General features: G+C 68.8%; 17 protein-coding genes. 10 read left to right on the top strand and 7 right to left on the bottom strand.

Annotated elements, in window-relative coordinates; genetic code table 11:
• The first annotated feature begins 43 nt into the window (after positions 1 to 43).
• The 5 genes from J3R73_RS30735 (at position 44) to J3R73_RS30715 (ending at position 7765) form a co-directional block, all read left to right on the top strand.
• Positions 44 to 2686: a TIGR02302 family protein gene (locus J3R73_RS30735; RefSeq protein WP_307436561.1), complete on the top strand. Its 2643-nt coding sequence runs from the start codon at positions 44 to 46 to the stop codon at positions 2684 to 2686.
• Positions 2687 to 3154: 468 nt separating this feature from the next.
• Positions 3155 to 5191 (top strand): oxidoreductase, encoded by a 2037-nt coding sequence (locus tag J3R73_RS30730; RefSeq protein ID WP_307436557.1) that lies wholly within the window; start codon positions 3155 to 3157, stop codon positions 5189 to 5191.
• A 177-nt stretch (positions 5192 to 5368) separates the two neighbouring features.
• Positions 5369 to 6472 carry an MGDG synthase family glycosyltransferase gene (locus J3R73_RS30725; RefSeq protein WP_307436554.1) on the top strand — a complete coding sequence of 368 codons (1104 nt, stop codon included), beginning with the start codon at positions 5369 to 5371 and terminating at the stop codon, positions 6470 to 6472.
• On the top strand, positions 6469 to 7008 hold the full coding sequence (locus tag J3R73_RS30720) for a hypothetical protein (protein ID WP_307436552.1): 540 nt from the start codon (positions 6469 to 6471) through the stop codon (positions 7006 to 7008). The genes J3R73_RS30725 and J3R73_RS30720 overlap by 4 nt, the downstream gene beginning before the upstream one ends.
• 184 nt (positions 7009 to 7192) lie before the next feature.
• Positions 7193 to 7765, top strand: coding sequence for an REP-associated tyrosine transposase (locus J3R73_RS30715; protein WP_307436550.1), 573 nt, complete (start codon positions 7193 to 7195; stop codon positions 7763 to 7765).
• Between the two features lie 84 nt (positions 7766 to 7849).
• On the opposite strand, the gene J3R73_RS30710 is transcribed toward J3R73_RS30715, so the two are convergent.
• Together J3R73_RS30710 and J3R73_RS30705 are read right to left on the bottom strand one after the other, a co-directional pair.
• Positions 7850 to 10276: a GcvT family protein gene (locus J3R73_RS30710; protein WP_307436547.1), complete on the bottom strand. Its 2427-nt coding sequence runs from the start codon at positions 10274 to 10276 to the stop codon at positions 7850 to 7852.
• Between the two features lie 109 nt (positions 10277 to 10385).
• Positions 10386 to 11936, bottom strand: coding sequence for a trimethylamine methyltransferase family protein (locus tag J3R73_RS30705; RefSeq protein ID WP_307436544.1), 1551 nt, complete (start codon positions 11934 to 11936; stop codon positions 10386 to 10388).
• Positions 11937 to 12146: 210 nt separating this feature from the next.
• Here J3R73_RS30705 and J3R73_RS30700 point away from each other — a divergent pair, with 210 nt between their 5' ends.
• The 3 genes from J3R73_RS30700 (at position 12147) to J3R73_RS30690 (ending at position 16239) form a co-directional block, all read left to right on the top strand.
• Complete coding sequence (locus tag J3R73_RS30700) at positions 12147 to 13307, top strand: iron-containing alcohol dehydrogenase (RefSeq protein ID WP_307436541.1); 1161 nt, start codon at positions 12147 to 12149, stop codon at positions 13305 to 13307.
• Between the two features lie 215 nt (positions 13308 to 13522).
• The gene (locus tag J3R73_RS30695; protein ID WP_307436538.1) at positions 13523 to 15025 is read left to right on the top strand and encodes an aldehyde dehydrogenase; all 1503 of its coding nucleotides are present in this window, start codon (positions 13523 to 13525) and stop codon (positions 15023 to 15025) included.
• 68 nt (positions 15026 to 15093) lie between these two features.
• Positions 15094 to 16239: a mandelate racemase/muconate lactonizing enzyme family protein gene (locus tag J3R73_RS30690; RefSeq protein ID WP_307436535.1), complete on the top strand. Its 1146-nt coding sequence runs from the start codon at positions 15094 to 15096 to the stop codon at positions 16237 to 16239.
• A gap of 149 nt (positions 16240 to 16388) precedes the next feature.
• Here J3R73_RS30690 and J3R73_RS30685 read toward each other — a convergent pair whose 3' ends face one another.
• On the bottom strand, positions 16389 to 17285 hold the full coding sequence (locus J3R73_RS30685) for a DMT family transporter (RefSeq protein WP_307436534.1): 897 nt from the start codon (positions 17283 to 17285) through the stop codon (positions 16389 to 16391).
• Positions 17286 to 17529: 244 nt separating this feature from the next.
• Between J3R73_RS30685 and J3R73_RS30680 the strand changes: the two genes are divergently transcribed.
• Together J3R73_RS30680 and J3R73_RS30675 are read left to right on the top strand one after the other, a co-directional pair.
• Positions 17530 to 18495: a LysR substrate-binding domain-containing protein gene (locus J3R73_RS30680; protein WP_307436531.1), complete on the top strand. Its 966-nt coding sequence runs from the start codon at positions 17530 to 17532 to the stop codon at positions 18493 to 18495.
• A 55-nt stretch (positions 18496 to 18550) separates the two neighbouring features.
• Entirely contained in the window at positions 18551 to 19741 is a 1191-nt protein-coding gene (locus J3R73_RS30675; protein WP_307436526.1) for an MFS transporter, read from the top strand.
• Positions 19742 to 20095: 354 nt separating this feature from the next.
• On the opposite strand, the gene glk is transcribed toward J3R73_RS30675, so the two are convergent.
• The 4 genes from glk to J3R73_RS30655 form a co-directional block, all read right to left on the bottom strand.
• On the bottom strand, positions 20096 to 21052 hold the full coding sequence (gene glk, locus J3R73_RS30670; RefSeq protein WP_307436521.1) for a glucokinase: 957 nt from the start codon (positions 21050 to 21052) through the stop codon (positions 20096 to 20098).
• Positions 21053 to 21198: 146 nt separating this feature from the next.
• Positions 21199 to 22596, bottom strand: a complete 1398-nt coding sequence (locus tag J3R73_RS30665; RefSeq protein WP_307436518.1) for an NAD(P)(+) transhydrogenase (Re/Si-specific) subunit beta — start codon at positions 22594 to 22596, stop codon at positions 21199 to 21201.
• Positions 22597 to 22606: 10 nt separating this feature from the next.
• A complete protein-coding gene (locus J3R73_RS30660) occupies positions 22607 to 23101 on the bottom strand; it encodes a proton-translocating transhydrogenase family protein (protein WP_307436515.1) in 495 nt (164 codons plus the stop codon).
• A gap of 111 nt (positions 23102 to 23212) precedes the next feature.
• Positions 23213 to 24355 carry a Re/Si-specific NAD(P)(+) transhydrogenase subunit alpha gene (locus J3R73_RS30655; RefSeq protein ID WP_307436511.1) on the bottom strand — a complete coding sequence of 381 codons (1143 nt, stop codon included), beginning with the start codon at positions 24353 to 24355 and terminating at the stop codon, positions 23213 to 23215.
• Positions 24356 to 24442: the final 87 nt, after the last annotated feature.

Genomic DNA, 24442 nt, shown 5'->3' with positions numbered 1-24442 from the left:
GGAACGCCTAGATTGGGAAGCTCGATTGGTTCGGAACCGCGGCATGATGGATCACGACGCAGCGAAGCGGCCGGAAGCGGGGCGGGACACCGACGCTGCCTCCGACGCGAAGGCGTTCGACGCCCTGATCCTGCGGGCGAGGCTCGGCCTGTTCTGGGAGCGCCTCTGGCCCGTTCTGGCCGTGCCGCTCGGCATCGTCGTCCTCTTCGTCGCGGCGAGCTGGTTCGATCTGTTCACGCTGGTCACGGGCCTGCCGCGGCTCGGGCTGTCGCTTTTGTTCCTCGCCGGCCTCGTCGCGGCGCTCTGGCGTCTGCGCGCGGTGCGCGCGCCGGGGCGCGAGGAAGCGCTCGCCCGCATCGACAGGGCCAGCGGCCGGCCCCACCGCCCGGCCACGACGCGGCACGACCGGCTCGTGCGCGGCGGCGGCGACCCGCTGGCCGAGGCGTTGTGGCAGCGCCATCAGCGCCTCGCCCTGGAGGCGAGCCGCAACATCCGGCTCGGCGTGCCCTCCCCCGGCCTGCCGGCGCTCGATCGCTACGGCCTGCGTGCCGGCGCGATCCTCGTCCTCGTCGTCGCCTTCTTCTATGCCGGTGCGGAGCGGCTGCCGCGGCTCGCCGCCGCCTTCCAGGCGCCGGGCTTCGACATCCAGGCTCTCCTGTTCGGCGCGCCGGCCGACGAACAGGCCGGCACCCGGCTGGATGCCTGGGTCACGCCTCCCGCCTATACGCGGCGCCCGCCCATCGTGCTCGGCGAGGCCAACCGGTCGGTCCCGACCGCCGTGCCGCAGAATTCGGTCCTCGTCATCCGCTTCGCCGGCGACGACAGCGCCAGGATCGAGGCGAGCGGCAACGTCAAGGAAGGCCCGTCCGGCGAGGCCCCGGGGGCAGGCGTCGTGGAGAGGCGGCTCGTCCTGGCGGGCGATGCCACCGTCACCGTGCGGGGCGCCGGCGGCGTGGCCGCCGCCTTCCCCTTCACCATCGTTCCCGACCGTCCGCCGGTGATCGCCTTCGCCGGGCCGGTGTCGGCGGACAGCCATGGCATCCTGACGCTGTCCTACAAGGTCGAGGACGACTACGGCGCCACCAGCGTCGAGGCCCGAGGAACGCTGGCCCCCGCCGAGGCGTCGGGCGAGGCGCGTCCTCTCTACGGCGTGCCGAAGATCCCCCTCGCTCCGCCGGCCTCCCACGCCCGCAGCGGCACCGTGACGGTGACGCGCGACCTCGCCGCCGATCCGCTGGCGGGCGCCAGGGTGCGGATGACGCTGGTCGCCCGCGACGACGCCGGCAATGAGGGACACAGCGATCCCCAGGACGTCACCCTGCCCCAGCGCAGCTTCACCAATCCGCTGGCGCGGGCGCTGATCGAGCAGCGCCTCGATCTCGCCCTCGACGCCAACCGGGCCGACGAGGTCAAATATGCCCTCGGCGCCCTGATGATCGCGCCCGAGGATTTCACGCCGGACAAGGGCGTCTATCTCGGGCTGCGCACGGCATGGGACCGCCTCGACAACTCCACCTCCGACAACGACCTGCGCGACGCCGCCGACTATCTCTGGCAGATCGCCAACGCCATCGAGGAAGGCTCCGGCTCGCAGGCCGAGCGGCAGCTCAAGGCCGCCCGGGAGAATCTCCGCAAGGCTCTGGAACGCGGCGCCTCTCCCGAGGAGATCGCCCGGCTCACGCAGGAATTGCGCCAGGCGCTCAACAATTTCCTGCAGGACTATGCCAAGCGCCAGGCGCAGGCGCTGAAGCACGGCCAGGCCGGACAGTCGAAGAACACGCGCACGATCACGCCCGAAGAACTCTCAAAACTGCTCGACCAGCTCGAGAATTCGGCCAAGAGCGGCAACAAGGACGACGCGAGCAAGCTGTTGTCGCAGCTCGACGACATCCTGAACAACCTCCAGAACCCCGATCAGGGCACGGCGCAGCAGGATCCCGCTACCCGGCAGATGCAGCAGTCGCTGAACGACATGAACAAGATGATCCTGCGCCAGCAGCGCCTGCGCGACCAGACCTACCGCCAGAACCAGCCTCCCTCGCCTGACGGGCAGGGCGGCTCCGACCCGCAGGACGGCAGCCCGGACCAGCCGGGCGACGGGCAGCCGGGAGGCGGCGGTCCGCAGGGCAATGACCAGCAGGGCGAGAACGGAACTCCTTCTCCCGGCGATGGTGCGCCGGGGAGCGGCGAGCCCTCGCCCGGCGCATTGCGCCAGCAGCAGCAGGCCTTGCGCGAGCAGCTCGAGCAGATGCAGAAGAGCCTGCGCGACAGCGGCGCGGACGCGCCCGGCGAGCTCGGCCAGGCCGGAAAGGCCATGCGCAACGCCGAAGGCCAGCTCGACCAGGGCGACGGCGACGGCGCCGTCGATTCGCAGGGCAAGGCCATCGAAGCCCTGCGCAAGGCGGCGAAGGGCCTCGCCCAGCAGCTGGCGCAGGCCCAGGGCAAGGCCAGGGGGCAGGGACAGGGGCAGCAGCCGGGACAGGGCGGCCGCAACGGACGAGATCCTCTCGGGCGCCAATACGACAATTCCGTCGACGGCATGGACGGGCCCAAGATCCCCGGCAAGGGCGAGACCCCGGCCCAGCGCGCCGAGCGCGTGATCGAGGAATTGCGCCGCCGCCTTGCCGATCCCAACCGCCCCAAGCCGGAGACCGACTATCTGGAACGCCTGCTCAACCAGGAATGACGCCCCTGGGACCGCAGGCTTCCAGCCCATATGCGCTAACTTTGCCGACAATAGCGCGATTTTCCTTCTCCCATGCGGGACTTCGCATTTCCTGCGGAAATGCTGGGGGTGGCGCGAAGCGCCGGATGAGGGTCTGGACTTCTGCAATTACAGCGCGACTATTGAGCCATCTGCGTTGAAGTTTAGACCCTCATCCCCCTGCCGGGACCCCAAGCATTTCCAAAGGAAATGCGGTGTCCCGAACCGGGAGAAGGCGGGTATTTCCGTTATGTTAGCGCATATGGGCTTCCAGCCTGCATCTTCCGAAGCGTCGAGGTTCCAGGAGCAGGCTGGAAGCCGGCGGTCCCGGGGATAAATTTCCTCTGCCTTGTCCGCATGCGACGTCCTTACCGCATACGGACAAATCCCGCCGCCCCTCCCCGCTAGGATGCGGCCGCGGACGGCATGTCCGTCTATCCGGAAAGATCCATGTCCGCCGATCCGCTGCTCCAGCCCTATCACTTGAAGCATCTCACCCTGCGCAACCGGCTGATGTCGACGGCGCATGAGCCCGCCTACACCGTCGACGGCATGCCGGCGGACCGCTACCGGCTCTATCACGTGGAGAAGGCGAAGGGCGGCATCGGCCTCACCATGATCGGCGGTTCGGCGGTGGTGGCCCCCGATTCGCCGCAGGCCTTCGGCAACATCCTGCTCTACAAGGACGAGGTCGTCCGCCATCTCGCCCGCCTCGCCGACGAGGTCCACGGCCACGGTGCCGCCGTGATGATCCAGATCACCCATCTCGGCCGGCGCACCCATTGGGGCAAGGAGAACTGGCTGCCGATCGTCGCGCCCTCCCCGATCCGCGAGCCGGCCCACCGCGCCTTCCCCAAGGCGGCCGAGGACTGGGACATCGCCCGCATCGTCGCCGCCTATGCCGACGCGGCGGAACGCGTGAAGGAAGCCGGCCTCGACGGTCTCGAATTCGAGATGTACGGCCACCTCATCGACCAGTTCTGGTCGCCCGCCACCAACCGGCGCGAGGATGCCTATGGCGGCACGCTCGACAACCGCCTGCGCTTCGGCTTCGAGGTCATGCGCGCCGTGCGCGAGCGCGTGGGCCCGGATTTCATCGTCGGCGCCCGCATGGTGTGCGACGAGGACTGGGACCGCGGCATTTCGCGCACAGAGGGCCTCGACATCGCCGGCCGCATCGCGCGCTCGGGCCTCATCGATTTCATCAACGTCATCAAGGGCCATATCGATTCGGACGAGGCGCTCAGCCATGTCATCCCGGGCATGGGCGCGCGGTCGGCGCCGCATCTGGACTTCGCCGGCGAGGTGAAGCAGGCGACGGCGATCCCGACCTTCCACGCCGCCCGCATCCAGGACGTCGCCACCGCGCGCCACGCCGTCGCCTCCGGCAAGCTCGACCTCGTCGGCATGACGCGCGCCCATATGGCCGATCCCCATATCGGCCGGAAGATCGCCGAGGGCCGCGAGCACGAGATCCGTCCCTGCGTCGGCATGGGCTACTGCATCGATTCCATCTATGGCGGCGAGGCGCTCTGCATCCACAACCCCGCCACCGGGCGGGAGGCGACCATCCCGCACCTCATCGACACCCGCTCCGCCGAAGCCAGGCACGTCGTCGTGGTCGGCGCCGGCCCGGGCGGGCTGGAAGCGGCGCGGGTGGCGGCGGCGCGCGGCCACCGCGTCACCGTGTTCGAGGCGGCCGACGAAGCCGGCGGCCAGGTCCGCCTCACCGCCGCGCTCAAGCGGCGCAGCGAGATCCGCGGCATCGTCGACTGGCGCATGGCCGAATGCGAGCGCCACGGGGTGGTCTTCCGCTTCAACACCTATGCGGAGGAAGCGGACGTCCTGGCCGAGACGCCCGACATCGTCGTCATCGCCACCGGAGGCCTGCCCAACACCGCCTTCCTCGACGCCGGCGAGGACCTCGTCACCACCAGCTGGGACATCCTGGCCGGCACCGCCAAGCCGGCCGGCACCGTGCTGCTCTATGACGACAACGGCGCCCATCCGGGCATGACCGCGGCGGAGTTCATCGCCGGCACCGGCGCGAAGCTCGAACTGGTGACACCCGAGCGCAGCCTCGCTCCCGATGTCGGCGGCACCAATTTCCCGGCCTATTTCCGCGCCTTCTCGCAGGCGGGCGTGACCACGACGCTCAATCTGCGCCTCGAAAGCGTCGCGCGCGAGGGCAACGGCCTGGTGGCGCGCTTCTTCGACGAATATGGCCGCACCCATGTCGAGCGGCGGGCCGAGCAGATCGTGGTCGAGCACGGCACGCTGCCGCTGGACGAACTCTATTTCGCCCTGAAGCCGCTCTCGTCCAATCTCGGTGCCGTCGACTATCCGGCGATGACGGCAGGCAGGCCGCAGACGCTGCGCGCCAATCCCGGCGGCGCCTTCCGCCTCTTCCGCATCGGCGATGCCGTCGCCTCCCGCAACATCCACGCCGCCATCTATGACGGGCTGAGGCTGGCGATGGCGTTCTGATTCCTGGGACCGCAGGCTTCCAGCCTGCATCTTCCGGCAGACGACACGTTTCCAAGAGCAGGCTGGAAGCCTGCGATCCCGGTAAAGCCCGTTTCCCCGCGCCGACGCTTTCCCCTATCGTCTCACCTCCCGAATCGACCGGAGCAGGCCGTGACGCGCCCGACCAGAATCCTCCTGATGAGCGTGTCCTCCGGCGCCGGCCACATGCGCGCCGCCGAGGCGCTGGCCGAGGCGGCGCGGACGCTCGATCCCTCGGCGGAGACGCTCCACATCGACGTGATGAGCCATGTCTCGACGACCTTCCGCAAGGTCTATACCGACTATTACATCAAGCTCGTCACCAAGCATCCGGCGCTGTGGGGCATGCTGTACCAGGCGAGTTCCGAGACGCCGCCCGACGCCGTCTCGCAGAAGCTCAGGCGCGCCATCGAGCGGCTGTCGACCCGCAGCCTCGCCGCCGCCATCGGCGACTTCGCGCCCGACGCCATCGTCTGCACGCATTTCCTGCCCGCCGAGCTGATGATGCGGGAGATCTCCAAGGGCCGGCTCGGCGTGCCCGTCTGGATCCAGATCACCGATTTCGACCTGCACCGCATGTGGGTCATCCCGAGGATGACCGGCTTCTTCGCCGGCAACGAGGAAGTCGCCTTCCGCCTGCGCGCCCATGGCATCGATCCCGCCCGCATCCACGTCACCGGCATCCCGATCATGCCGGCCTTCGCCGAGACCCTCGACCGGGCAGCCTGCGCCGAGGCGCTGGGTCTCGATCCCGGGAGGCGGATCTATCTGCTGATGGGCGGGGGCGCCGGCCTCGGCGTGGTGCCGCTGGCCAGGCGCCTCTGCGCGCTCGATCCCGACGTGCAGCTCGTCGTGCTCGCCGGCCGCAACCGGCAGGCGCTCGATGAGCTGCAGGCCCTGGCGTCGCAGCAGCACGGCCGGCTCCTCGCCCTCGGCTTCACCGACGAGGTGCCGCGCCTCCTGGCGGCGGCAGACCTCGTCATCACCAAGCCGGGCGGGCTCTCGACCTCCGAATGCCTGGCGATGGGGGCGCCGATGCTGCTCTCGGCGCCGATCCCGGGCCAGGAGGAGCGCAACGCCGACTATCTGCTCGAGAACGGCGCGGCGATGAAGGCGATCGACCCCGTCGGGCTCGAATACCGGATCGCCCTCCTCAAGGCCGAGCCGCAGCGCCTCGTCGCCATGCGCCGCAACGCGCGGGCGCTCGGCCGGCCGCAGGCGGCGGCGGACGCCATGCGCATCGTGCTCGCGGACCTGGCATGACCGGCGCCGGCGCGAAAGCCTCTGCCCTGCAGCCCGCCCTGCTGGTCGCAGCGGCCATGCTGCTCGGCTTCTTCTTCGCCAATGTCGAGATCCAGATCGAGGGCGCGCATGGCTGGGCCACCAGCCTGCCGACCTGGCGCATCGAGCATCACTGGCTGCTCGACATCTTCTGGGGCGGCCGGCCGATGACCGGCTATCACGCCTGGGTGTTTCCCTTCGTGGCGATCTTCTTTCATTTTCCGCTGCTCTTCGCCTGGCGCTGGTCCTGGAAGCTGGAGGCGCGCGTCATCGCCTGCATCATGATCTTCTGGCTGACCGAGGATTTCCTCTGGTTCGTCTGCAACCCGGCCTTCGGCCTGTGGAAATTCACCCCCACCTTCATTCCCTGGCACATCCACTGGTTCTGGTTCGCCCCGACGGATTACTGGACGATGTCGGCCGCCGCGGTAGGGCTGATGGGGTGGTCGTATTGGGAGCGCCGCCCTGGGACCGCAGGCATCCTGCCTGCTCCAGGAAATGCAGAGAATATAGAGTAGATGAAGAGCAGGCAGGGCGCCCATATGCGCTAACTTTGCCGACAATAGCGCGATTTTCCTTCTCCCATGCGGGACTTCGCATTTCCAAAGGAAATGCGGTGTCCCGAACCGGGAGAAGGCGGGTATTTCTGTTATGTTAGCGCATATGGGCAGGGTGCCTGCGGTCCCAGGACGTAGCGCCTCGATGTCCGATTCCGAATGGCACTCGCGTGGGTATCTCCCGCACTGGGAAGCAGGCGAAGAGCCTCAATCCATAACGTTCCGACTGGCGGATTCGCTGCCCAAACACGTCCTGCTGCACGTCCTGGGCGATCTACAGGATCAGCCGGAAAATACGGCTGCAATCGAGCGTCGCAAACGGATTGAAGCAACCCTCGACCGTGGCCTCGGAGCCGCTTTCCTCTCGGAGCCTGCGATCGCCTCAACCGTCCAAAATGCACTGCTCTTCTTCGATTCGAGCCGATATCGGCTTCACGCCTGGTGCATCATGCCGAACCATGTGCATGTGCTGGTCACGCCATCTCCTGACTGCACACTTTCCGCGCTGGTACATTCGTGGAAGTCATTTTCAGCACTGCAGATCAATCGCCTTCGCGGAGAAGCGGGGCCTGTCTGGTTCACCGAATATTTCGATCGCAAGATTCGCAACGAACGGCATTTCGAGACCGCTCGTTTCTACATCGAGCATAACCCGGTGAATGCTCGCCTTTGCAGCGAGGCGGGAGACTGGCCGTTCTCCAGCGCTTCCAGGCGATAGCTCCCCTGGGAACGCCGGCTTCCAGCCCGCTCTTGGAACCTCAACGCTTCGCAAGATGCAGGCTGGAAGCCTGCGATCGCAGGATCATCCCCGCATCCGCGTCCCCTTCGGATCGAACAGCGGCTCGGCGGCGATCCGCGCCCCTCGCCGCTCGCCGATGATCTCGATCTCGTAGGGCGCGGCGGCATCGAAGGCGGCCGCCTCGACATAGCCAAGGGCCACCGAGGCCTTCGAATGATGGGCGTAGCCGCCGGAGGTGACCCAGCCGACCACCTTGCCGTCCCGCCAGATCGGCTCGTCGCCGATGACATCGGCGTCGAGGGCGTCGACGACGAAGGTGGCGAGGCAGCGCGCCGGGCCGGCGTCGCGGGCGCGCAGCAGGGCGTCGCGGCCGATGAAATCGGGCTTCTGCGTCGAGACGAAGCGATCGAGCCCGGCTTCCCAGGGTGTATAGATCGGCCGGTATTCGCGCGACCACGAGCCGAAGCTCTTTTCGAGCCGCAGCGCATTGAGCGCGCGGGCGCCGAAGAGGCGGATACCGAGATCGGCGCCCTCCTTGGTCAGGAGATCGAACAGCGCGCGCTGGTGCTCGGGCTTCACCCACAGCTCATAGCCGAGATCGCCCGTATAGGTGACGCGGCCGACGAAAGCCGGGATGGTGCCGACGTCGAAGCGGGCGAAGGCCATGAAGGGGAAGGCTTCCTTCGAGAGGTCGCGGGCGACGAGGCGCGACAGCAATTCGCGCGATGCCGGGCCGGCGACCTGCAGGCCGACGAGGTCGAGGCCGTAGGCGCGAAGCGCCACGCCCTCCTCCGGCAGGCGGGCCTGGAACCAGCGCATGTGATACTGCTCGGCGAGGCCGGAGCCGAAGATCATGAAGCGGTCGCCGGCTTCGCGCGCCAGGGTGAAATCGCCGATCAGCATGCCCTGCTCGTTGAGCATCGGCGTCAGCACCATGCGGCCTTCCGCCGGCAGGCGGTTGGGCAGGAGCCGGTCGAGCCAGGCTTCGGCGCCCGGGCCGGAGATGCCGTATTTGGCGAAGTTCGAGATTTCGAGCAGGCCGACGCCCTCGCGCACAGCGGCGCATTCGGCCGCGACATGGGGGAAGTCGTTGGCGCGGCGGAAGGAGAAATCGTCCTTCGCCTCCGCCTTCGACGGCGCGAACCACAAAGCGTGCTCGAGGCCGCACATGTCGCCGAACACCGCGTTGCGCTCGACGAGCCGGTCATAGATCGGCGTGGTGCGGAACGGGCGCGCCGCCGGCAGTTCCTCATTGGGGAAGCGGATGCGGAAGCGCCGGGCATAGTTCTCGCGCACCTTGGCATTGGTGTGGGCGAGCGTCGTCCAGTCGCCGTAGCGGGCGACGTCCATGCCCCACACGTCGAAGCCGGGATCGCCGTTGACCATCCAGTTGGAAAGCGCCAGGCCGACGCCGCCGCCCTGGCTGAAGCCGGCCATCACGCCGCAGGCGACCCAGTAGTTCCTGAGGCCCCGGATCGGCCCGACCAGCGGATTGCCGTCGGGCGCGAAGGTGAAGGGGCCGTTGATGATCTTGCGGATGCCGGCCTTCTCGAAGGCCGGGAAGTGGCGGAAGCCGACTTCGAGCGAGGGCGCGATGCGGTCGAGGTCGGGTTCGAGCAGGTTCTGGCCGAAATCCCAGGGCGTCGCCTGTTCCGACCACGGCTTGCAGGCCTGCTCATAGGTGCCCAGCAGCATGCCGCCGCGCTCCTGGCGGGTGTAGATCTCGCCCTCGAAATCGAGCGCGGTGATCACTTCCTTGCCGGTGGCGGCATTGATCTCGGCGACTTCCGGCATGTCCTCGGTGAGGAGATACATGTGCTCCATGGCGAGCACCGGCAGTTCCAGGCCGACCATGCGGCCGACCTCGCGCGCCCACAGGCCGCCGCAATTGACGATGTGCTCGGCATGGATGGCGCCCTGCTCGGTCGTCACGTCCCATGTGCCGTCCCCGCGCTGCGCCATGTCGACGACGCGGTTGCGCAGGACGATGTCGGCGCCCTTGAGGCGGGCCGACTTGGCACAGGCGTGGGTGGTGCCGTAGGGATCGAGATGGCCCTCGAACGGGTCGTACATGGCGCCGGCGAACTGCTTCTCATCGATCAGCGGCATCAGCCTCTTGGCTTCGGCCGCCGAGATGATCTCGGTGTGCATGCCGAGATAGCGCCCCTTGGCATGCGCCATCTTCAGCCAGTCCATGCGCTCCTTGGTGCCCGCCAGCATGACGCCGCCGGTGAGGTGCAGCCCGCAGGACTGGCCGGAGAGTTCCTCGATCTCCTTGTAGAGCTCGACCGTATATTGCTGCAGCTTGGCGACGTTCGGGTCGCCGTTCAGCGTGTGGAAGCCGCCCGCGGCATGCCAGGTCGAGCCCGCCGTCAATTCGGCCCGCTCGATCAAAGTGACGTCGGTCCAGCCGGCCTTGGCGAGATGGTAGAGCACCGAACAGCCGACGACGCCGCCGCCGATGACGAGGACACGGGTGTGGGACTTCATAGGGGGCAGGTCCTGACTTCCTGGGAACGCGGATTTCTCGTCCGCATCTTGAAACGATATGTGTGATGGAGGGGAAGAGCGGACGGGACGTCCGCGCACCCGGGAAGAATTAGAAATCGGTCGGGGCGCCGCCCTCTTCCTTGCGCCTGGCGACGAAGGCGGCGAGTTCCTCGCGGATGGCCGGATCCATCGGCGGCTCCTCATAGGCGGCGAGACGCGCCTTGTAGAGCTGGTTGGCGCGGTCGTAGCCGGTGGGCGAGCCCGCCTCCTGCCAGGTCTCGTAATTGCGCCAGTCCGAGATCATCGGCGCGAAGAAGGCGGTGCGGTAGCGCGCCTGCGTATGGGCGCAGCCGAAGAAATGCCCGCCGGGGCCGACCTCGCGCATCGCCTCCAGCGCCAGTTCGTCGTCGTCGACCCGGAACGGCATCAGGAAATTGGCGATCATGTCGAGGAGGTCGGCGTCGATCACCATCTTCTCGAAGGAGGCGTGCAGGCCGCCCTCCATCCAGCCGGCGCCGTGCATCAGCAGGTTGACGCCGCCCATCACCGCGCCCCACAGCGAGAACACGCTCTCATAGGCGGCCTGTACGTCGATGGTGTTGGCGGCGCAGGTGTTGGAGGAGCGGTAGGGCACGCCGTAGCGCCGCGCCAGCTGGCCGCCGACCAGCGCCGCCTTCATCTGCTCGGGCGTGCCGAAGGCCGGCGCGCCGGTCTTCATGTCGACGTTGGAGGTGAAGCCGCCATAGGCGAAGGGCGAGCCCGGCCGCACCGACTGCGCCAGCACCAGGCCGGCCAGCGCCTCGGCATTCTGCTGGGCGACGGCGCCGGCCAGCGTCACCGGCGCCATGGCCCCGGCCAGCGTGAAGGGCGTCAGCACCGTCACCTGGTTGCGGCGCGCCATCTGGATGATGCCCTCCATCATCGGCGTATCCAGCCGCAGCGGCGAGGAGGAATTGATGATGGTGAAGAGCGAGGGCTCGCGCTCCAGCGTGTCCTGGTCGATGCCGCGGGCGATGCGCGCCATCTCGATGGCGTCGAGATTGCGTTCCCGCCCCAGCGAATAGGCGTGGATCGGCTTGTCCGACAGGGTCAGCATGTCCTGAAGGGCGTCGAGGTGGCGGACCGAGGCGTGGATGTCCGCCGGTTCGACCGGATAGCCGCCCCACAGATGGATGGCATCGAGCGACTGCCCGAGGCGCAGGAAGTTCTGGTAGTCGCGCCGGTTGCCGGGCCGCCGTCCGCCCTCGCGGTCCGCCGCATTGGGAGCGCTCGCCACCGAGCCGAAGGCGAGATAGTCGCCGCCGAGCACGACGTTGCGCGCCGGGTTGCGCGCATGCAGGGTGAAGCTCCTCGGCGCCAGGCCGATCTTCGATTCGACGAGGCCGCGGTCGAAGCGCACGCGGTCCGACGACGGATCGACATGCGCGCCTTCGGCCTTGAGGATGGCCTTGGCCTCCCCATGCAGCACGTCGATGCCGATCTCCTCCAGCACCTGCAGCGAGGCGGCATGGATGGCCTCGAGCTGGTCGGCCGACACCGCTTCCGTCGGCAGGAAGGGGCGGCGCGGCTGCGGACGCGTCGCCGCCGCCGGGGCGGCACGCTGGCGCTCCTCACGGCCCCGGCGGCGGGGGCGATCGCTGGTCTCGGCGGACAGTTCCATGGCGGCGGTTCCTTTGCAGCGCCGACCCTAGCGCGCGCTCCCGCCTGCCGTCACGGCCCAAAGGGCCATATCGGTTTTTTGGATCGCCTCATCGAATAAAGGCGCACACGACGCCCCGAGGGCCCGGCTAATGTCCGGCGACACCGGCTTCGGCGAACCGATCCGATCCTCGGCGCGCCGATCCGAACCGCCCCTTTCCCGAGAATGTCCATGGCCCGTTATCAATTGGCGCATATGCCGCGCATCACCGGCGGCGCCGGCGCGCGCGAGCTCGCCGGCGAACTCGCAGCAGCCCGGCTGGGCGCCGGCGCCCAGGTCCTGCTGGTGGCCGACCCGGGCCTCAAGGCCACCGGCCTCATCGAGGACGTCGAGGCCTCGCTGAAGAAGGCCGGGCTCGGCGTTTCCGTCTTCTCCGAGTTCGGCGGCGATCCGACCGTGGCCGCCGCCGATGCCGCCGCCTCCCAGGCCCGGCGCACCAAGGCCAAGGCCGTGGTCTCGCTCGGCGGCGGCTCGGCGCTCGACCTCGGCAAGGTGGTGGCGGCGATCTCGACCACCGCCGCCACGGCGCGGCGCTCGGCGGTCGACTACGAGCTGTGCAAGCGGCCCTTCCCGCGCAAGCGCCTCGCTTCCCTCGTCATCCCCACCACCGCCGGCACCGGCTCGGAACTGACGCGCACCGCCATCCTGACCCGGGCCGACAAGGCCAAGGTCTGGCTGTGGGGCGAGGAGCTCAAGGCCGACGAGGTCATCCTCGATCCCGAGACGACGCTGTCGCTGCCGCCGGTGCTGACCGCCTTCACCGGCATCGACGCGCTGGTGCATGCGCTGGAGGCGGCGACCAACGGCAATGCCACCGCCGCCAACAACGTGTTCGCCCATGAGGCGATCCGCCTCGCCTCGGCCCATCTGCGGCAGGCGGTGGAGGACGGACGGGATCTCGTCGCCCGCGAGGGCCTGCAGCGCGCCGCCGCGCTGGCGGGCGTCGCCATCGACAATGGCGGCACCGCCGTCGCCCACAATATCGGCCACGCCCTCGCCTCGCTGCGGCCGGTCCAGCACGGCCGCTCGGTGGCGCTCGGCATGATCGCCACGCTCGGCTGGAACGTCGCCGGCGACGACGGCCGCGTCGAGGCTGCGGCCCGGGCGATGGGCGCCGCGTCCGCCGCGGCCTTGCCGGCGGCGTTCGAGGCGCTCGTCCGCGCGGTCGGCATCAAGGTCTCGCTCGCCGACGAATTCGCCGGCGTGACGCCCGAGCGGCTCGCCGAGCAGATGGCCCGGCCGGAGAACGCCGCCATGCGGAGCTCGAACCGGCGCACCATCGAGGATTCGGACCTGCTCGTCTTCGCCGAGCGCGTGCTGACGCAGGCCTGACCCTCGGGACCGCGATTGGAGGGTCGATCACCGATCGACCTCTTCCTTCCCAGCAGGCTCGGCGTTTCCAGGAGGGGCGATCTGGTGATCGCCCCTCCATCGTCGCGCCTCACCGGGCAAAGTCAGCGCATAGGAGCGTCCCGCTGGCTCTTCCCTTCCAACAAGCCTTTCGTTTCGAAGAGCCGGCAGGATGCCGGCGGTCCCAGGAACACATCATGCTCGACAAAGCCGCCACCCGCGCCGACTGGGAAAAGAAGGCCGCCGCGATCCACCCCGAAGGCCGCGCCTTCATCGACGGGCGGCCCGTCTCCGCCCTCTCGGGCAAGACCTTCGCCAAGGCCACGCCGATCGACGGACGCGTCATCGCCGAGGTCGCCGATTGCGGCGCCGAGGATATCGACGCCGCGGTGAAGGCGGCGCGGGCCGCCTTCGAGGACGGACGGTGGCGCCGCCAGCCGCCGGCCGAAAAGAAGCGCATCCTGCTCCGCTTCGCCGAGCTGATCCGCGACGACCTCGAACATCTCGCTCTGCTGGAGACCCTCGACGTCGGCAAGGTGATCGGCAATTCGCTCGCCGTCGACGTGCCGTTCTGCGCCGCCTGCATCCAGTATTACGCCGAATTCGCCGACAAGCTGGTCGACGAGGTCGCCCCCACCGGGCCCGACGATCTCGCCGTCATCCGCAAGGAGGCGCTCGGCGTCGTCGGCGCCATCGTGCCGTGGAACTATCCGCTGATCATCACCGCCTGGAAGATCGGCCCAGCTCTCGTCGCCGGCAATTCGGTGGTGCTGAAGCCGGCCGAGCAGTCGCCGCTCTCGGCCATCCGCCTCGCCGCCCTCGCCAGCCGGGCGGGACTGCCGGACGGCGTCTTCAACGTCGTGCCGGGCTTCGGCGAAAAGGCCGGCAAGCCGCTCGCCCTCCACGGCGACGTCGACATGATCTCGTTCACCGGCTCGACCGAGGTCGGCAAGCTGATGATGACCTATGCCGGCCAGAGCAACATGAAGCGCGTCGCGCTCGAATGCGGCGGCAAGAGCCCGCATGTCGTGCTGGCGGACGCCGATCTCGACGCCGCCGCCGCCGGCATCGCCTGGGGCATCTACTACAACCAGGGCGAGACCTGCCATGCCGGCTCGCGTGTCGTCGTCCACGCCTCGGTGAAGGATGCGCTCATCGAGAAGATCGCCGCCGTCGCCGACAGCCAGATCCCCCTCGGCCATCCGCTCGACCCCACCGCCCAGATGGGCGCGCTGATCGAGAAGGGGCATATGGAGCGCGTGCTCGGCTATATCGGCATCGGCACCGGGGAAGGCGCCGTCATCGCATCTGGCGGCCGGCGCGTGATGGAGGAGACCGGCGGCTTCTACGTCGAGGCCACCATCCTCGACCGGGTCGAGCCGCATCACCGCGTCGCCCGGGAGGAGATCTTCGGCCCCGTCGTGGTGGTCACCACGTTCGAAGCCGAGCCCGAGGCGCTGAGGATCGCCAATGATTCGATCTACGGGCTCGCCGCCGCGGTCTGGACGAAGGACATGAACGCCGCCCACCGCTTCACGTGCGAATTGCGTGCCGGCACGGTGTGGGTGAACTGCTTCGACAAGTCGTCCCTCGCCACGCCCTTCGGCGGCTTCCGGCAATCGGGCTTCGGCCGCGACCGCTCGCCCCATGCCATCGAGAAATACATGGACTTCAAGACGGTGTGGACGGCCTACGCCTGATCCCGGGTGCGCGGACATCCCGGCGCATGGCTTGCCATGCCGCCTGTCCGCATCTGGAAACGCAACGCTTGCAGAGGAGGCGGACGGGACGTCCGCGCACCCGGATGAAGATCACCGGCATCGAGATCACCCATCACCGCCTGCCGCTCGACCCGCCCTTCCATGCCAGCTGGGATTCGCAGCCGCGCGTCAGCTTCGACGCGACCCTCGTGCGCGTCACCACCGACGAAGGCCTCACCGGCATCGGCTCGGGCGACACCATGAGCGGCTTTGCCGGCCATGAGCGCTTCTTCATCGGCGAGGATCCGATGGCGATCGAGCGCCATTACCGCATCCTCTCCAACATCCAGTTCCATTACGGCCGCTGCTGGCCGCTCGACCTGGCGCTGTGGGATCTCGCCGGCAAGATCACCGGCCAGCCGGTGTGGAAGCTGCTCGGCGGCCTGTCCAACAAGGTGGCCGCCTATGCTTCCTCCGGCACGCTGCGCAATCCCGGCCAGCTCGCCGAGGCGGCCGAGGCCTATCTCGCCGCGGGATTCAAGGCGCTGAAGATCCGCTTCCACCGCGGCGACTGGCGGGCCGACATCAAGGCGCTGGAAGCGGTGCGCGCCCGGGTCGGCACCCGGCTGGAGCTGATGGTCGACTGCAACCAGGGCTGGCGCATGTCGTGGGACGCCTATGCGCCCTGGTCGCTCAAGGATGCCGTGCCGGTGGCCCGCGAGCTCGAAAGGCTGGGGGTCTACTGGATGGAGGAGCCGCTGCACCGCTCCGACCGCGAGGGCATGCGCCGCCTGCGCGAGATGGTCGACGTGCGCATCGCCGGCGGCGAGATGACGCGCGAGCTCTACGAGTTCCGCGACCTCATCCGCGACGGCTGCCTCGACGTGCTGCAGCCTGACGCCGCCCTCGTCGGCGGCATCACCGGGCTGCGCCGCATCGCGGCGATGGCGCAGGAGAACAACCTGGTCTTCACGCCCCATACCTGGACCAACGGCATGGGCGTGACCGCCAATTGCCACCTCACCGCCGGCCTCGCCGATGCGCCCTTCATCGAATTTCCCTATGATCCGCCGGAATGGAGCCTGCCGCGCCGCGACTTCATGATGCGCCAGCCGCTCGAAGTCGGCCCGGACGGCATGATCACGCTTTCCGACACGCCGGGGCTCGGCTACGAGCCCGACGAGGACATGCTGGCGAGGACGCGGATCGGGTAGGATCGCCGGCGCAGGCCCCTGACCGAGGTGACTTTCCCGGAACGGCAGGCTTCCAGCCTGCTCTTGCCTGGGACCGCAGGCTTCCAGCCTGCTCTTGGAACCTCGACGCTTCAGGAAGATGCGGGCTGGAAGCCTGCGCTCCCAGGAGGTTACGCCGCGCGCAGCCTTCTCGCGCTGCGCGCCTCCCACAGCACCAGGCCGAGGCTGGCGCAGGCGATGAGGAAGGCGCCGGCGAACACATGCGGCTTGGGAATGTCGCCCCAGATCGCATAGCCGTAGATGAAGGCCCAGACGAGGCCGGTATATTCCACCGGCGCGATGGCCGAGGCCGGCGCATGGCGATAGCCCTCATAGAGCAGATATTGCGCGATGCCGCTGGTGAGGCCGAGGCCGAGCATCAGGCCCCAGCCCGTGAGGTCCGGCGTCTTCCACAGGAAGGGCAGCATGGCGCCGCACACGACGACGAACAGCCCGGAGGTCACGATCATCTGGTTGGCGGTGCTCTCGCTGCGGTTGATCAGGCGGATCAGCACCGTGCTCCACGCCCAGCACAGGGCGGCGAAAAGCACCATGACGGTGGGGACCAGGTCAACCCGTCCCGAGGGATCGGCGGCCACGACGACGCCGACGAAGCCGGCGATCACCGCCAGCCAGCGCACGACATTGACCCTCTCCTTCAGGATCAGCATCGAAAGCACCACGCCCATCACCGGCGCGCCGAAATACATCGTCGTCAGGTCGGCGAGGCCGAGATAGCGCGAGGCGGAATAATAGCTGAACCAGGCGACCAGCAGCAGCAGCGCCCGGATGGCGAGGCTCCCCTTGTTGCGGCTGCGCCAGATCGGCGGCTGGCCCTGGCGCTGCGCGATGAGCATGGCCACCGCCACGATGGTGACGCTGCGCAGGAACAGGATCTGCGGCACCTCATAGGTCTCGACCAGCCATTTGACCGTCGCGTCCTGGATGGAGAACAGGCAATAGCCGGCCGCGGCGAGGGCGATGCCGGTCAGCGGCCTTGGTTCTGTGGAAGGCGGGAGCGCGGGCATGAAAAGCGGGACAAGGGCGGCGACGGGAGCCGCCGGAAAAGGTTATGGTGCAGCGGGCAATGGTCGAAAACGAGGCGGCGGCCGGGAAACGCCGGCGCCTCTCATCCCTACTCCCCCGCACGACGGGGATTTGCATCCAGGCGTCACGTCTGCGTCGCGTTCGAGACAGGACGGGCGGGCCGGCCCTGGATGATGCAGCGAACGCGGCGCGACCGGCCGCGGCGACGGAACGGATTTGGACGCGATGGACAGGCGCTGGCTGCCGCTGAACGCATTGAGGGCCTTCGAGGCCGTCGGACGCCAGGGCAGCTTCACCGGCGCCGCCCAGAGCCTGCTGGTGTCGCAGAGCGCCGTGAGCCGCCACGTCATCGGCCTGGAGGATTTCCTCGGCGTTCCCCTGTTCGACCGCAAGCCCCCGCAGCCCTCTCTCACCGACGCCGGCCGCCGCCTGCTGCCGGTGGTGGAGAAGGCCTTCGAGCGCATCGACACCACGCTGGAGGAGATCATGCGCGAGCGGGGCGAACCGCGCCGCTCGCTGCGCGTCCTGCTGCCGACCACCTTCGCCCAGCGTCTCGTCGTGCCGATCCTGCGCGGCTTCCGCGCCGAATTCCCCGATCTCAAGCTCGACATCGATTCGCGCCCGACGCCGGGCAATGCCGAGCGCGAGGCCGATATCGCCGTCGTCTACTCGCCGCCGCGCGTGGCGTCCCAGGTGCTCGACCTGCTGTGGATGGTGCGCCTGACCATCCTGTGCCACCCCGCCGTGGCCGAGCGGGGCAAGGGCCTCGACGTCGCCTCCTTCCTGGCCGCCAACGATCTGCTTCATGTGAAACTCGACGGCCGGCCGCCCTCCTTCCTGTGGGAGAATTTCGCGCGCGCCGCCCAGACCTTCTCCGGCCACACCCTCCAGGGCGTCATCGCGCCGGGCGATCTCGACCGCGGCCTGGTCTTCGATACCGCGCAGCTGGCGGTGCAATACGCCCTGTCGGGCGAGGGCCTGGCGCTGGTCGACCCGGTGCTGTTCGAGGACGAGATGCGCTCCGGACGGCTGGTCAGGCCCTACGACATCCATGTCGACGACGGCTACGGCTATTACCTCTCCATCCATCCCGACGATCTCGACCGCCCCGAGATCGCCTTGTTCCGCTCCTGGCTCATCCGCAGCTTCTCGCATATGCCCGGGAGGGTCGAATCCCGCCTTCCCGCGTGAGCGGGCGCGCTCCGCCTCCCACCCCGTTGTTTCCTCCCCTTGCCGAGTCCGGACCTTGCGTTCCTCCTATGCCTCGATCGCCGCGCTGCTCGTCGCCGTCTTCGGCGTCCTTGCCGGCAACGGCGTCCTCACCACCCTGCTGCCGGTGCGGGCCGAACTGGAGCATTTCCCGGCTCTCGACATCAGCCTGATGGGCTCGGCCTATTTCGGCGGCATGCTGGCCGGCGCCATGCTGACGCCGCGCCTCGTGCATCGCCTCGGGCACATCAAGGCCTTCGGCTTCTCGTCCGCCGGCGGCGCCCTGATGATCACGGCGGCCGGCGCCTTCGTCGAGCCGCATGCCTGGATCGCCATCGGCTTCCTGCGCGGCTTCTGCCTCTCCGGCATCTACGCCATCGTCGAAAGCTATCTGCAGGGCAAGGCGGAGAACCGCGTCCGCGGGCGCCTGCTCGGCCTCTACAGCATCACGCAATATGCCGGCTGGGCGGTCGGCAACCAGTTCATGCGCCTCGGCGACGTGCGCGCCTTCACCATCTTCGGCCTTGCCGCGGCCTGCGTCGCGGTCTTCCTCGCGCCGCTGCTGCTGGCGCGGGACGATGCGCCGATGCCGGGAGCCAAGCGGGCCGGCATGCGCCTGCCCTGGCTGCTGCGCACCACGCCGGTGGGCTTCGTCTGCGCCGGGCTGATCGGCTTCGCCAACGGGCCGTTCTGGTCGCTGACGCCGGTCTACGCCACCAAGCTCGGCATGTCCGGCATCGCCACCGGCACGCTCGTCACCGCCATCACCATCGGCTCGGCCGCGTTCCAGTTCCCGGTCGGCAGGATCTCGGACGCCTTCGACCGCCGCCTGGTGCTGACCGGCCTGGCGCTGCTGACCGCGCTGTTCGAGATCGGCGTCTACTGGGCCGGCCCGCGCTTGCTGGGCTGGCCCTTCATCGTCGTCGGCTTCATCATGGGCGGCATCATCTCCACCCAGTATTATGTCAGTTCCGCCTATACCAACGACCTGACGGGGCGGGAGAACGCGGTCGGCGTCGCCGCCGCCCTGCTGTTCATCTATTGCCTCGGCGCCATGCTCGGCCCGGTCAGCGCCTATTATGCCATGAAATTTCTCGGCGATTCCGCGCTCTATCTGCACAATGCCGGCATCCACCTCGCCATGGCCGCGTTCATCCTGCTGCGCGTGCTGCGCAGCCCCGGGCGGGACCGGCGGGCTAGCCCCATCGAGACGGTCGAGCGCGCGTGACGAAGGCGGGCGCCGTCCTGGCGGGGCGTCTCGTCGGGCGGCGAGACGGCAGTTGCGCGGCCCCTCATCCTCCCCTTCTCCGCGCCAGCGGGGAGAAGGGCTGGCAGCGTCGCGCTTCAACATGGGGCGGCGAGAGGGGGGCCTCTCCATCCTGCCGCGACGCCGATGTCCCCTCGCCCGCAGAGCGGGGACAGGATAGAGGTGAGGAGCGGAGCCGACGCCATCGGCCTTATGCAGTTGCGCAGCCCCTCATCTTCCCGTCTCCCCGCCAGCGGGGAGAAGGGCTGGAGGCGTCGCGCTTCATCATGGGGCGGCGAGATGGCGGCCTCTCCATCCTGCCGCGACGCCCGCCCGTCACCAATGCGAGGCGACCGCGGCGCAGCCGATGAGGCCCGGCGTGGGGTGGGTGATCAGCCGCGTCGGGATCTGCGACAGGAACTTCTCCAGCGGGCTCTTGGCCTCGAAGGCGGCGCGGAACGCCGCCTGGTCCATGAGGCCGGAAAGCTTCTGCACCACGCCGCCATAGAGGAACACGCCGCCCTTGGCCGCGAACATCAGCGCGACGTCGCCGGAAAAGCGCGCGAGATAGTCGAAGAACAGATGCACCGCCTCGAGGGCGATCGCATCCGTCCCAGCGACCGCCGCGGTGCCGATCTCGGCGGCACTGCGCTCGGCCGGATGGCCGGCCAGCGCATTGAGCGCGCCGTCGATGCGCTGCAGGCCGGGCCCGGACAGGACATGCTCGCCGGAGACGCGGCCGATGCGCCGGCGGATGAACTCATGCGCCCGGCTCCACGCCTCGCGCGAGGGGGCGCCGATCTCGGCATGGCCGCCCTCGGACGGCACCGCCACCCAGCGCGAGCCGCCCCTGACGAGAGCGCCGACGCCGAGGCCGGTGCCCGGGCCGAGGACCGCCATGTTGCCGCCGGCGCTGTAGGCCGGCACCTCGCCGATCGTCCGGGTGTCGCTCTCGGCCAGATGCGGCAAAGCGTGGGCGACGGCCTCGAAATCGTTGATGACGTCGAGCCTGACGAAGCGCAGTGCCGCCGCCAGCGTCGGCGGGTTGAACAGCCAGCGCTGCAGGTTGGTCGGTCCGACCATGTCGCCGGCCACCGGGCCGGCGATGGCGACGACGCCCGCCGTCGGCCGCTCGCCGATCTCGGCGACGTAGGATTCGATGGCGTCCTGGAACGAGGGGAAGCCGGCATTCTCGTAATGCCGCTCGTGGCGGTAGTCGGTCCGTCCCTTGTTGACCAGGGCAAAACGGCTGTTGGTGCCGCCGATATCGCCGAGCAGAGTGAGATCGGTCATGGCTTTCCCGCTTTTGGGTGATCTCTCCGGACAGGGTGCCCGGAGCGCCGACATCCCGGCGCATGGCATGCCATGTCGCCTGTCCGCTTCCTGAAACGTCGCGCACGCCGAAAGGATGCGGACGGGACGCCGGCGCGCCCAAAATTCTACAGGTTCTTCAGGATCTCCTCGACCATCTTCTTCGCGTCGCCGAACAGCATCATGGTATTGTCCCTGAAGAAGAGCTCGTTCTCGACGCCGGCATAGCCCGATCCCATGCCGCGCTTGACGAACAGCACGGTCTTGGCCTTCTCGACGTCGAGGATCGGCATGCCGAAGATCGGCGAGGCGCGGTCGGTCTTGGCGGCGGGGTTGGTGACGTCGTTGGCGCCGATGACGAAGGCGACGTCGGCCTGGCCGAATTCGGCGTTGATGTCGTCGAGCTCGAACACCTCGTCATAGGGCACGTTGGCCTCGGCGAGCAGCACGTTCATATGGCCGGGCATGCGGCCCGCCACGGGATGAATGGCATATTTGACCTCGACGCCCTCGGCCTTGAGGCGGTCGGCCATCTCGCGCAGCGCGTGCTGGGCCTGGGCCACCGCCATGCCGTAGCCCGGCACGATGATCACCTTGGAGGCGTTCTTCATGATGAAGGCGGCGTCGTCGGCCGATCCGCGCTTGACCGGCCGCGTCTCCGGTCCCTTGGCGGCGCCGGACGCTGCTTCGCCGCCGAACCCGCCCAGGATCACCGAGATGAACGAACGGTTCATCGCCTTGCACATGATGTAGGACAGGATGGCGCCGGACGAGCCGACCAGCGCGCCGGTGATGATGAGGGCGAGGTTGCCGAGGGTGAAGCCGATGCCCGCCGCCGCCCAGCCCGAATAGGAATTGAGCATGGAGACGACGACCGGCATGTCGGCGCCGCCGATCGGGATGATGATCAGGCCGCCCAGCACCAGCGCCGTCAGCACGATCAGCCAGAACAGCAGGTGGTGTGCCGAAATGACGAAGGCGACGATCAGCACCACCAGCAGCGCCGCGAGGGCGATGTTGATGAAATGGCGTCCCGGCAGCATGATCGGCGCGCCCGACATGTTGCCGTTGAGCTTGGCGAAGGCGATGACGGAGCCGGTGAAGGTGATGGCGCCGATGGCGACCCCGAGCGACATCTCGACCAGCGAGCCGTGCTCGATGAAGGTGGCGTCACCGATGCCGAAGGCGGCGGGCGCATAGAGCGCGCCGGCGGCGACGAAGACGGCGGCGAGGCCGACGCCCGAATGGAAGGCGGCGACCAGCTGGGGCATCGCCGTCATGGCGACGCGCCGGGCCACCACGGCGCCGATGCCGCCGCCGATGGCGAGGCCGAGGATGACGAGCAGCCATCCCGACAGGCCGGCGGGCGGCGCGACGGCGAGGGTGGTCGCGATGGCGATCGCCATGCCGATCATGCCGAAGCGGTTGCCCTGGCGCGAGGTGGCCGGCGAGGACAGGCCGCGCAGGGCCAGGATGAACAGGACGCCTGCGATCAGATAGAGGATCTGGACGAGATTGACCGACATGACCCGCTCCTCAACGGCCGGAGGACGGGGTCGAGCCGTCCTTGGTGACGGGCTTGGCCGGCTTGTCCTTCGGCTTGTACATCGCCAGCATGCGCTCGGTGACGAGGAAGCCGCCGAAGATGTTGATCGAGGCCAGGATCAGGGCGACGAAGCCGAAGCCCCGCGCCCACAGCGAGCCATGCTCCCCGCCGATGAGCGACACGCCCACCGAGAGCAGCGCCCCGACGACGATGACGGAGGAGATGGCGTTGGTGACCGACATCAGCGGCGTGTGCAGGGCCGGCGTCACCGACCAGACCACGTAATAGCCGACGAAGATCGCCAGCACGAAGATGGCGAAGCGGAAGACGAACGGGTCGATCGCCCCGCCCGTGGCGGTATGGACGGCGGTCCCGACGGTGAGGGCGATCTGCTCGGCGTAGGAATGGGCGATGTCGGCCGCCTGCTGCGCCGCTTCGGCGGCCGCGCGGGCCTTGTCGAGGAGATCCTGAGGAGTGTCGGCCATGGCGGCCTCCCGGTGGGATAAGGGGATGGGCGGGTCTCGCGACCCGCCTGGTCGCGGGCCGCAGCAGCGAAAAGGCGGCGCGGGCGGGCCCCTGCGGACCCGCCCGCCGGCTCAATCCATCTGCGGCTGGAAATTCGGGTGGACCACCGCGCCGTGCCGGGTCAGCAGCGTCGCCTTGACGAGCTCGTCGTCCCAGTTCGGCGCCAGCGTCCTGGTCTTGGCGTCGATCAGCGTCTCGACGAAGGCGAGGAGATTGCGGGCATAGAGCGTCGAAGCCGAGGCGGCGAGGCGGCCGGCGACGTTGAGATGGCCGACGATGCGCACGCCGTTCGCCGTGGTCACGACCTCGCCCGGCCTGGCGCCCTCGACATTGCCGCCGCGCTCGACCGCGAGGTCCACCAGGATCGAGCCGGGGCGCATGCTCTCCACCATCGCCGCGGAGACGAGGCGCGGCGCCGGCCGGCCCGGGATGAGCGCGGTGGTGATGACGATGTCCTGCTTGCGGATGTGGTCGGCGACGAGCGCCGCCTGCTTCTGCTGGTATTCCGCCGACATCGGCTTGGCATAGCCGGCCGCCGTCTCGGCCTGCTTGAATTCCTCGTCCTCGACCGCGACGAATTTGGCGCCGAGCGAGGAGACCTGCTCCTTGGCCGCGGGACGGACGTCGGTGGCGGTGACGACGGCGCCGAGGCGCCGTGCGGTGGCGATCGCCTGCAGGCCGGCGACGCCCGCGCCCATGACGAAGACCTTCGCCGCCGGCACCGTGCCGGCGGCCGTCATCATCATCGGGAAGGCGCGGCTGAATTCGGCCGCCGCGTCGATCACGGCGCGGTAGCCGGCGAGATTGGCCTGCGAGGACAGGACGTCCATCACCTGGGCGCGGGTGATGCGCGGCATCAGCTCCATGGCGAAGGCCGAGACCCTGGCTGCCGCGAGCGCGCCGAGCGCCTCCTGATGGCCATAGGGATCCATGATGGCGATCACGATGGCGTCGGGTGCGTAGTCGCGCAATTCCTCCGGGCCGGGGCGGCGCACCTTGAGCACGATCGCCGCCTCGCGCAGCGCGTCGGCATTGGTCGGCACCACGGCGGCACCCGCCGCCTCGTAATCGGCGTCGGTGATGCCGGAGCGCAGGCCCGCGCCGCTCGCCACTTCCACGCTGGCGCCCAGGCCGACGAGCTTCTTCACCGTGTCGGGCGTCGCACTGATGCGGGATTCGCCCGCATCGACTTCCGACGGGATGGCTATCTTCATCGGCCCTTCCTCGAATTCTGTTTGATCCTCCGGCCTTTGCGGCCGGATGGGCGTCCGGCTTCCGCTCCGGACGAACGCGATCCCGTC

Source organism: Labrys monachus (genome assembly GCF_030814655.1).
GTDB lineage: Bacteria > Pseudomonadota > Alphaproteobacteria > Rhizobiales > Labraceae > Labrys > Labrys monacha.
The sequence above is the reverse complement of the archived record's forward strand: the minus strand, read 5'-3'. Positions and strand labels throughout refer to the sequence as shown.

What these genes read in the sequence shown, in the direction of transcription:
- J3R73_RS30715 (WP_307436550.1), top strand. Translation starts at nt 7,193, where the DNA reads ATGTCCGATTCCGAATGGCACTCGCGTGGGTATCTCCCGCACTGGGAA.
- J3R73_RS30685 (WP_307436534.1), bottom strand. Translation starts at nt 17,285, where the DNA reads ATGCCCGCGCTCCCGCCTTCCACAGAACCAAGGCCGCTGACCGGCATC.
- J3R73_RS30735 (WP_307436561.1), top strand. Translation starts at nt 44, where the DNA reads ATGATGGATCACGACGCAGCGAAGCGGCCGGAAGCGGGGCGGGACACC.
- J3R73_RS30660 (WP_307436515.1), bottom strand. Translation starts at nt 23,101, where the DNA reads ATGGCCGACACTCCTCAGGATCTCCTCGACAAGGCCCGCGCGGCCGCC.
- J3R73_RS30730 (WP_307436557.1), top strand. Translation starts at nt 3,155, where the DNA reads ATGTCCGCCGATCCGCTGCTCCAGCCCTATCACTTGAAGCATCTCACC.
- J3R73_RS30705 (WP_307436544.1), bottom strand. Translation starts at nt 11,936, where the DNA reads ATGGAACTGTCCGCCGAGACCAGCGATCGCCCCCGCCGCCGGGGCCGT.
- J3R73_RS30665 (WP_307436518.1), bottom strand. Translation starts at nt 22,596, where the DNA reads ATGTCGGTCAATCTCGTCCAGATCCTCTATCTGATCGCAGGCGTCCTG.
- J3R73_RS30725 (WP_307436554.1), top strand. Translation starts at nt 5,369, where the DNA reads ATGAGCGTGTCCTCCGGCGCCGGCCACATGCGCGCCGCCGAGGCGCTG.
- glk (WP_307436521.1), bottom strand. Translation starts at nt 21,052, where the DNA reads ATGACCGATCTCACTCTGCTCGGCGATATCGGCGGCACCAACAGCCGT.
- J3R73_RS30710 (WP_307436547.1), bottom strand. Translation starts at nt 10,276, where the DNA reads ATGAAGTCCCACACCCGTGTCCTCGTCATCGGCGGCGGCGTCGTCGGC.
- J3R73_RS30700 (WP_307436541.1), top strand. Translation starts at nt 12,147, where the DNA reads ATGGCCCGTTATCAATTGGCGCATATGCCGCGCATCACCGGCGGCGCC.
- J3R73_RS30695 (WP_307436538.1), top strand. Translation starts at nt 13,523, where the DNA reads ATGCTCGACAAAGCCGCCACCCGCGCCGACTGGGAAAAGAAGGCCGCC.
- J3R73_RS30720 (WP_307436552.1), top strand. Translation starts at nt 6,469, where the DNA reads ATGACCGGCGCCGGCGCGAAAGCCTCTGCCCTGCAGCCCGCCCTGCTG.
- J3R73_RS30680 (WP_307436531.1), top strand. Translation starts at nt 17,530, where the DNA reads ATGGACAGGCGCTGGCTGCCGCTGAACGCATTGAGGGCCTTCGAGGCC.
- J3R73_RS30655 (WP_307436511.1), bottom strand. Translation starts at nt 24,355, where the DNA reads ATGAAGATAGCCATCCCGTCGGAAGTCGATGCGGGCGAATCCCGCATC.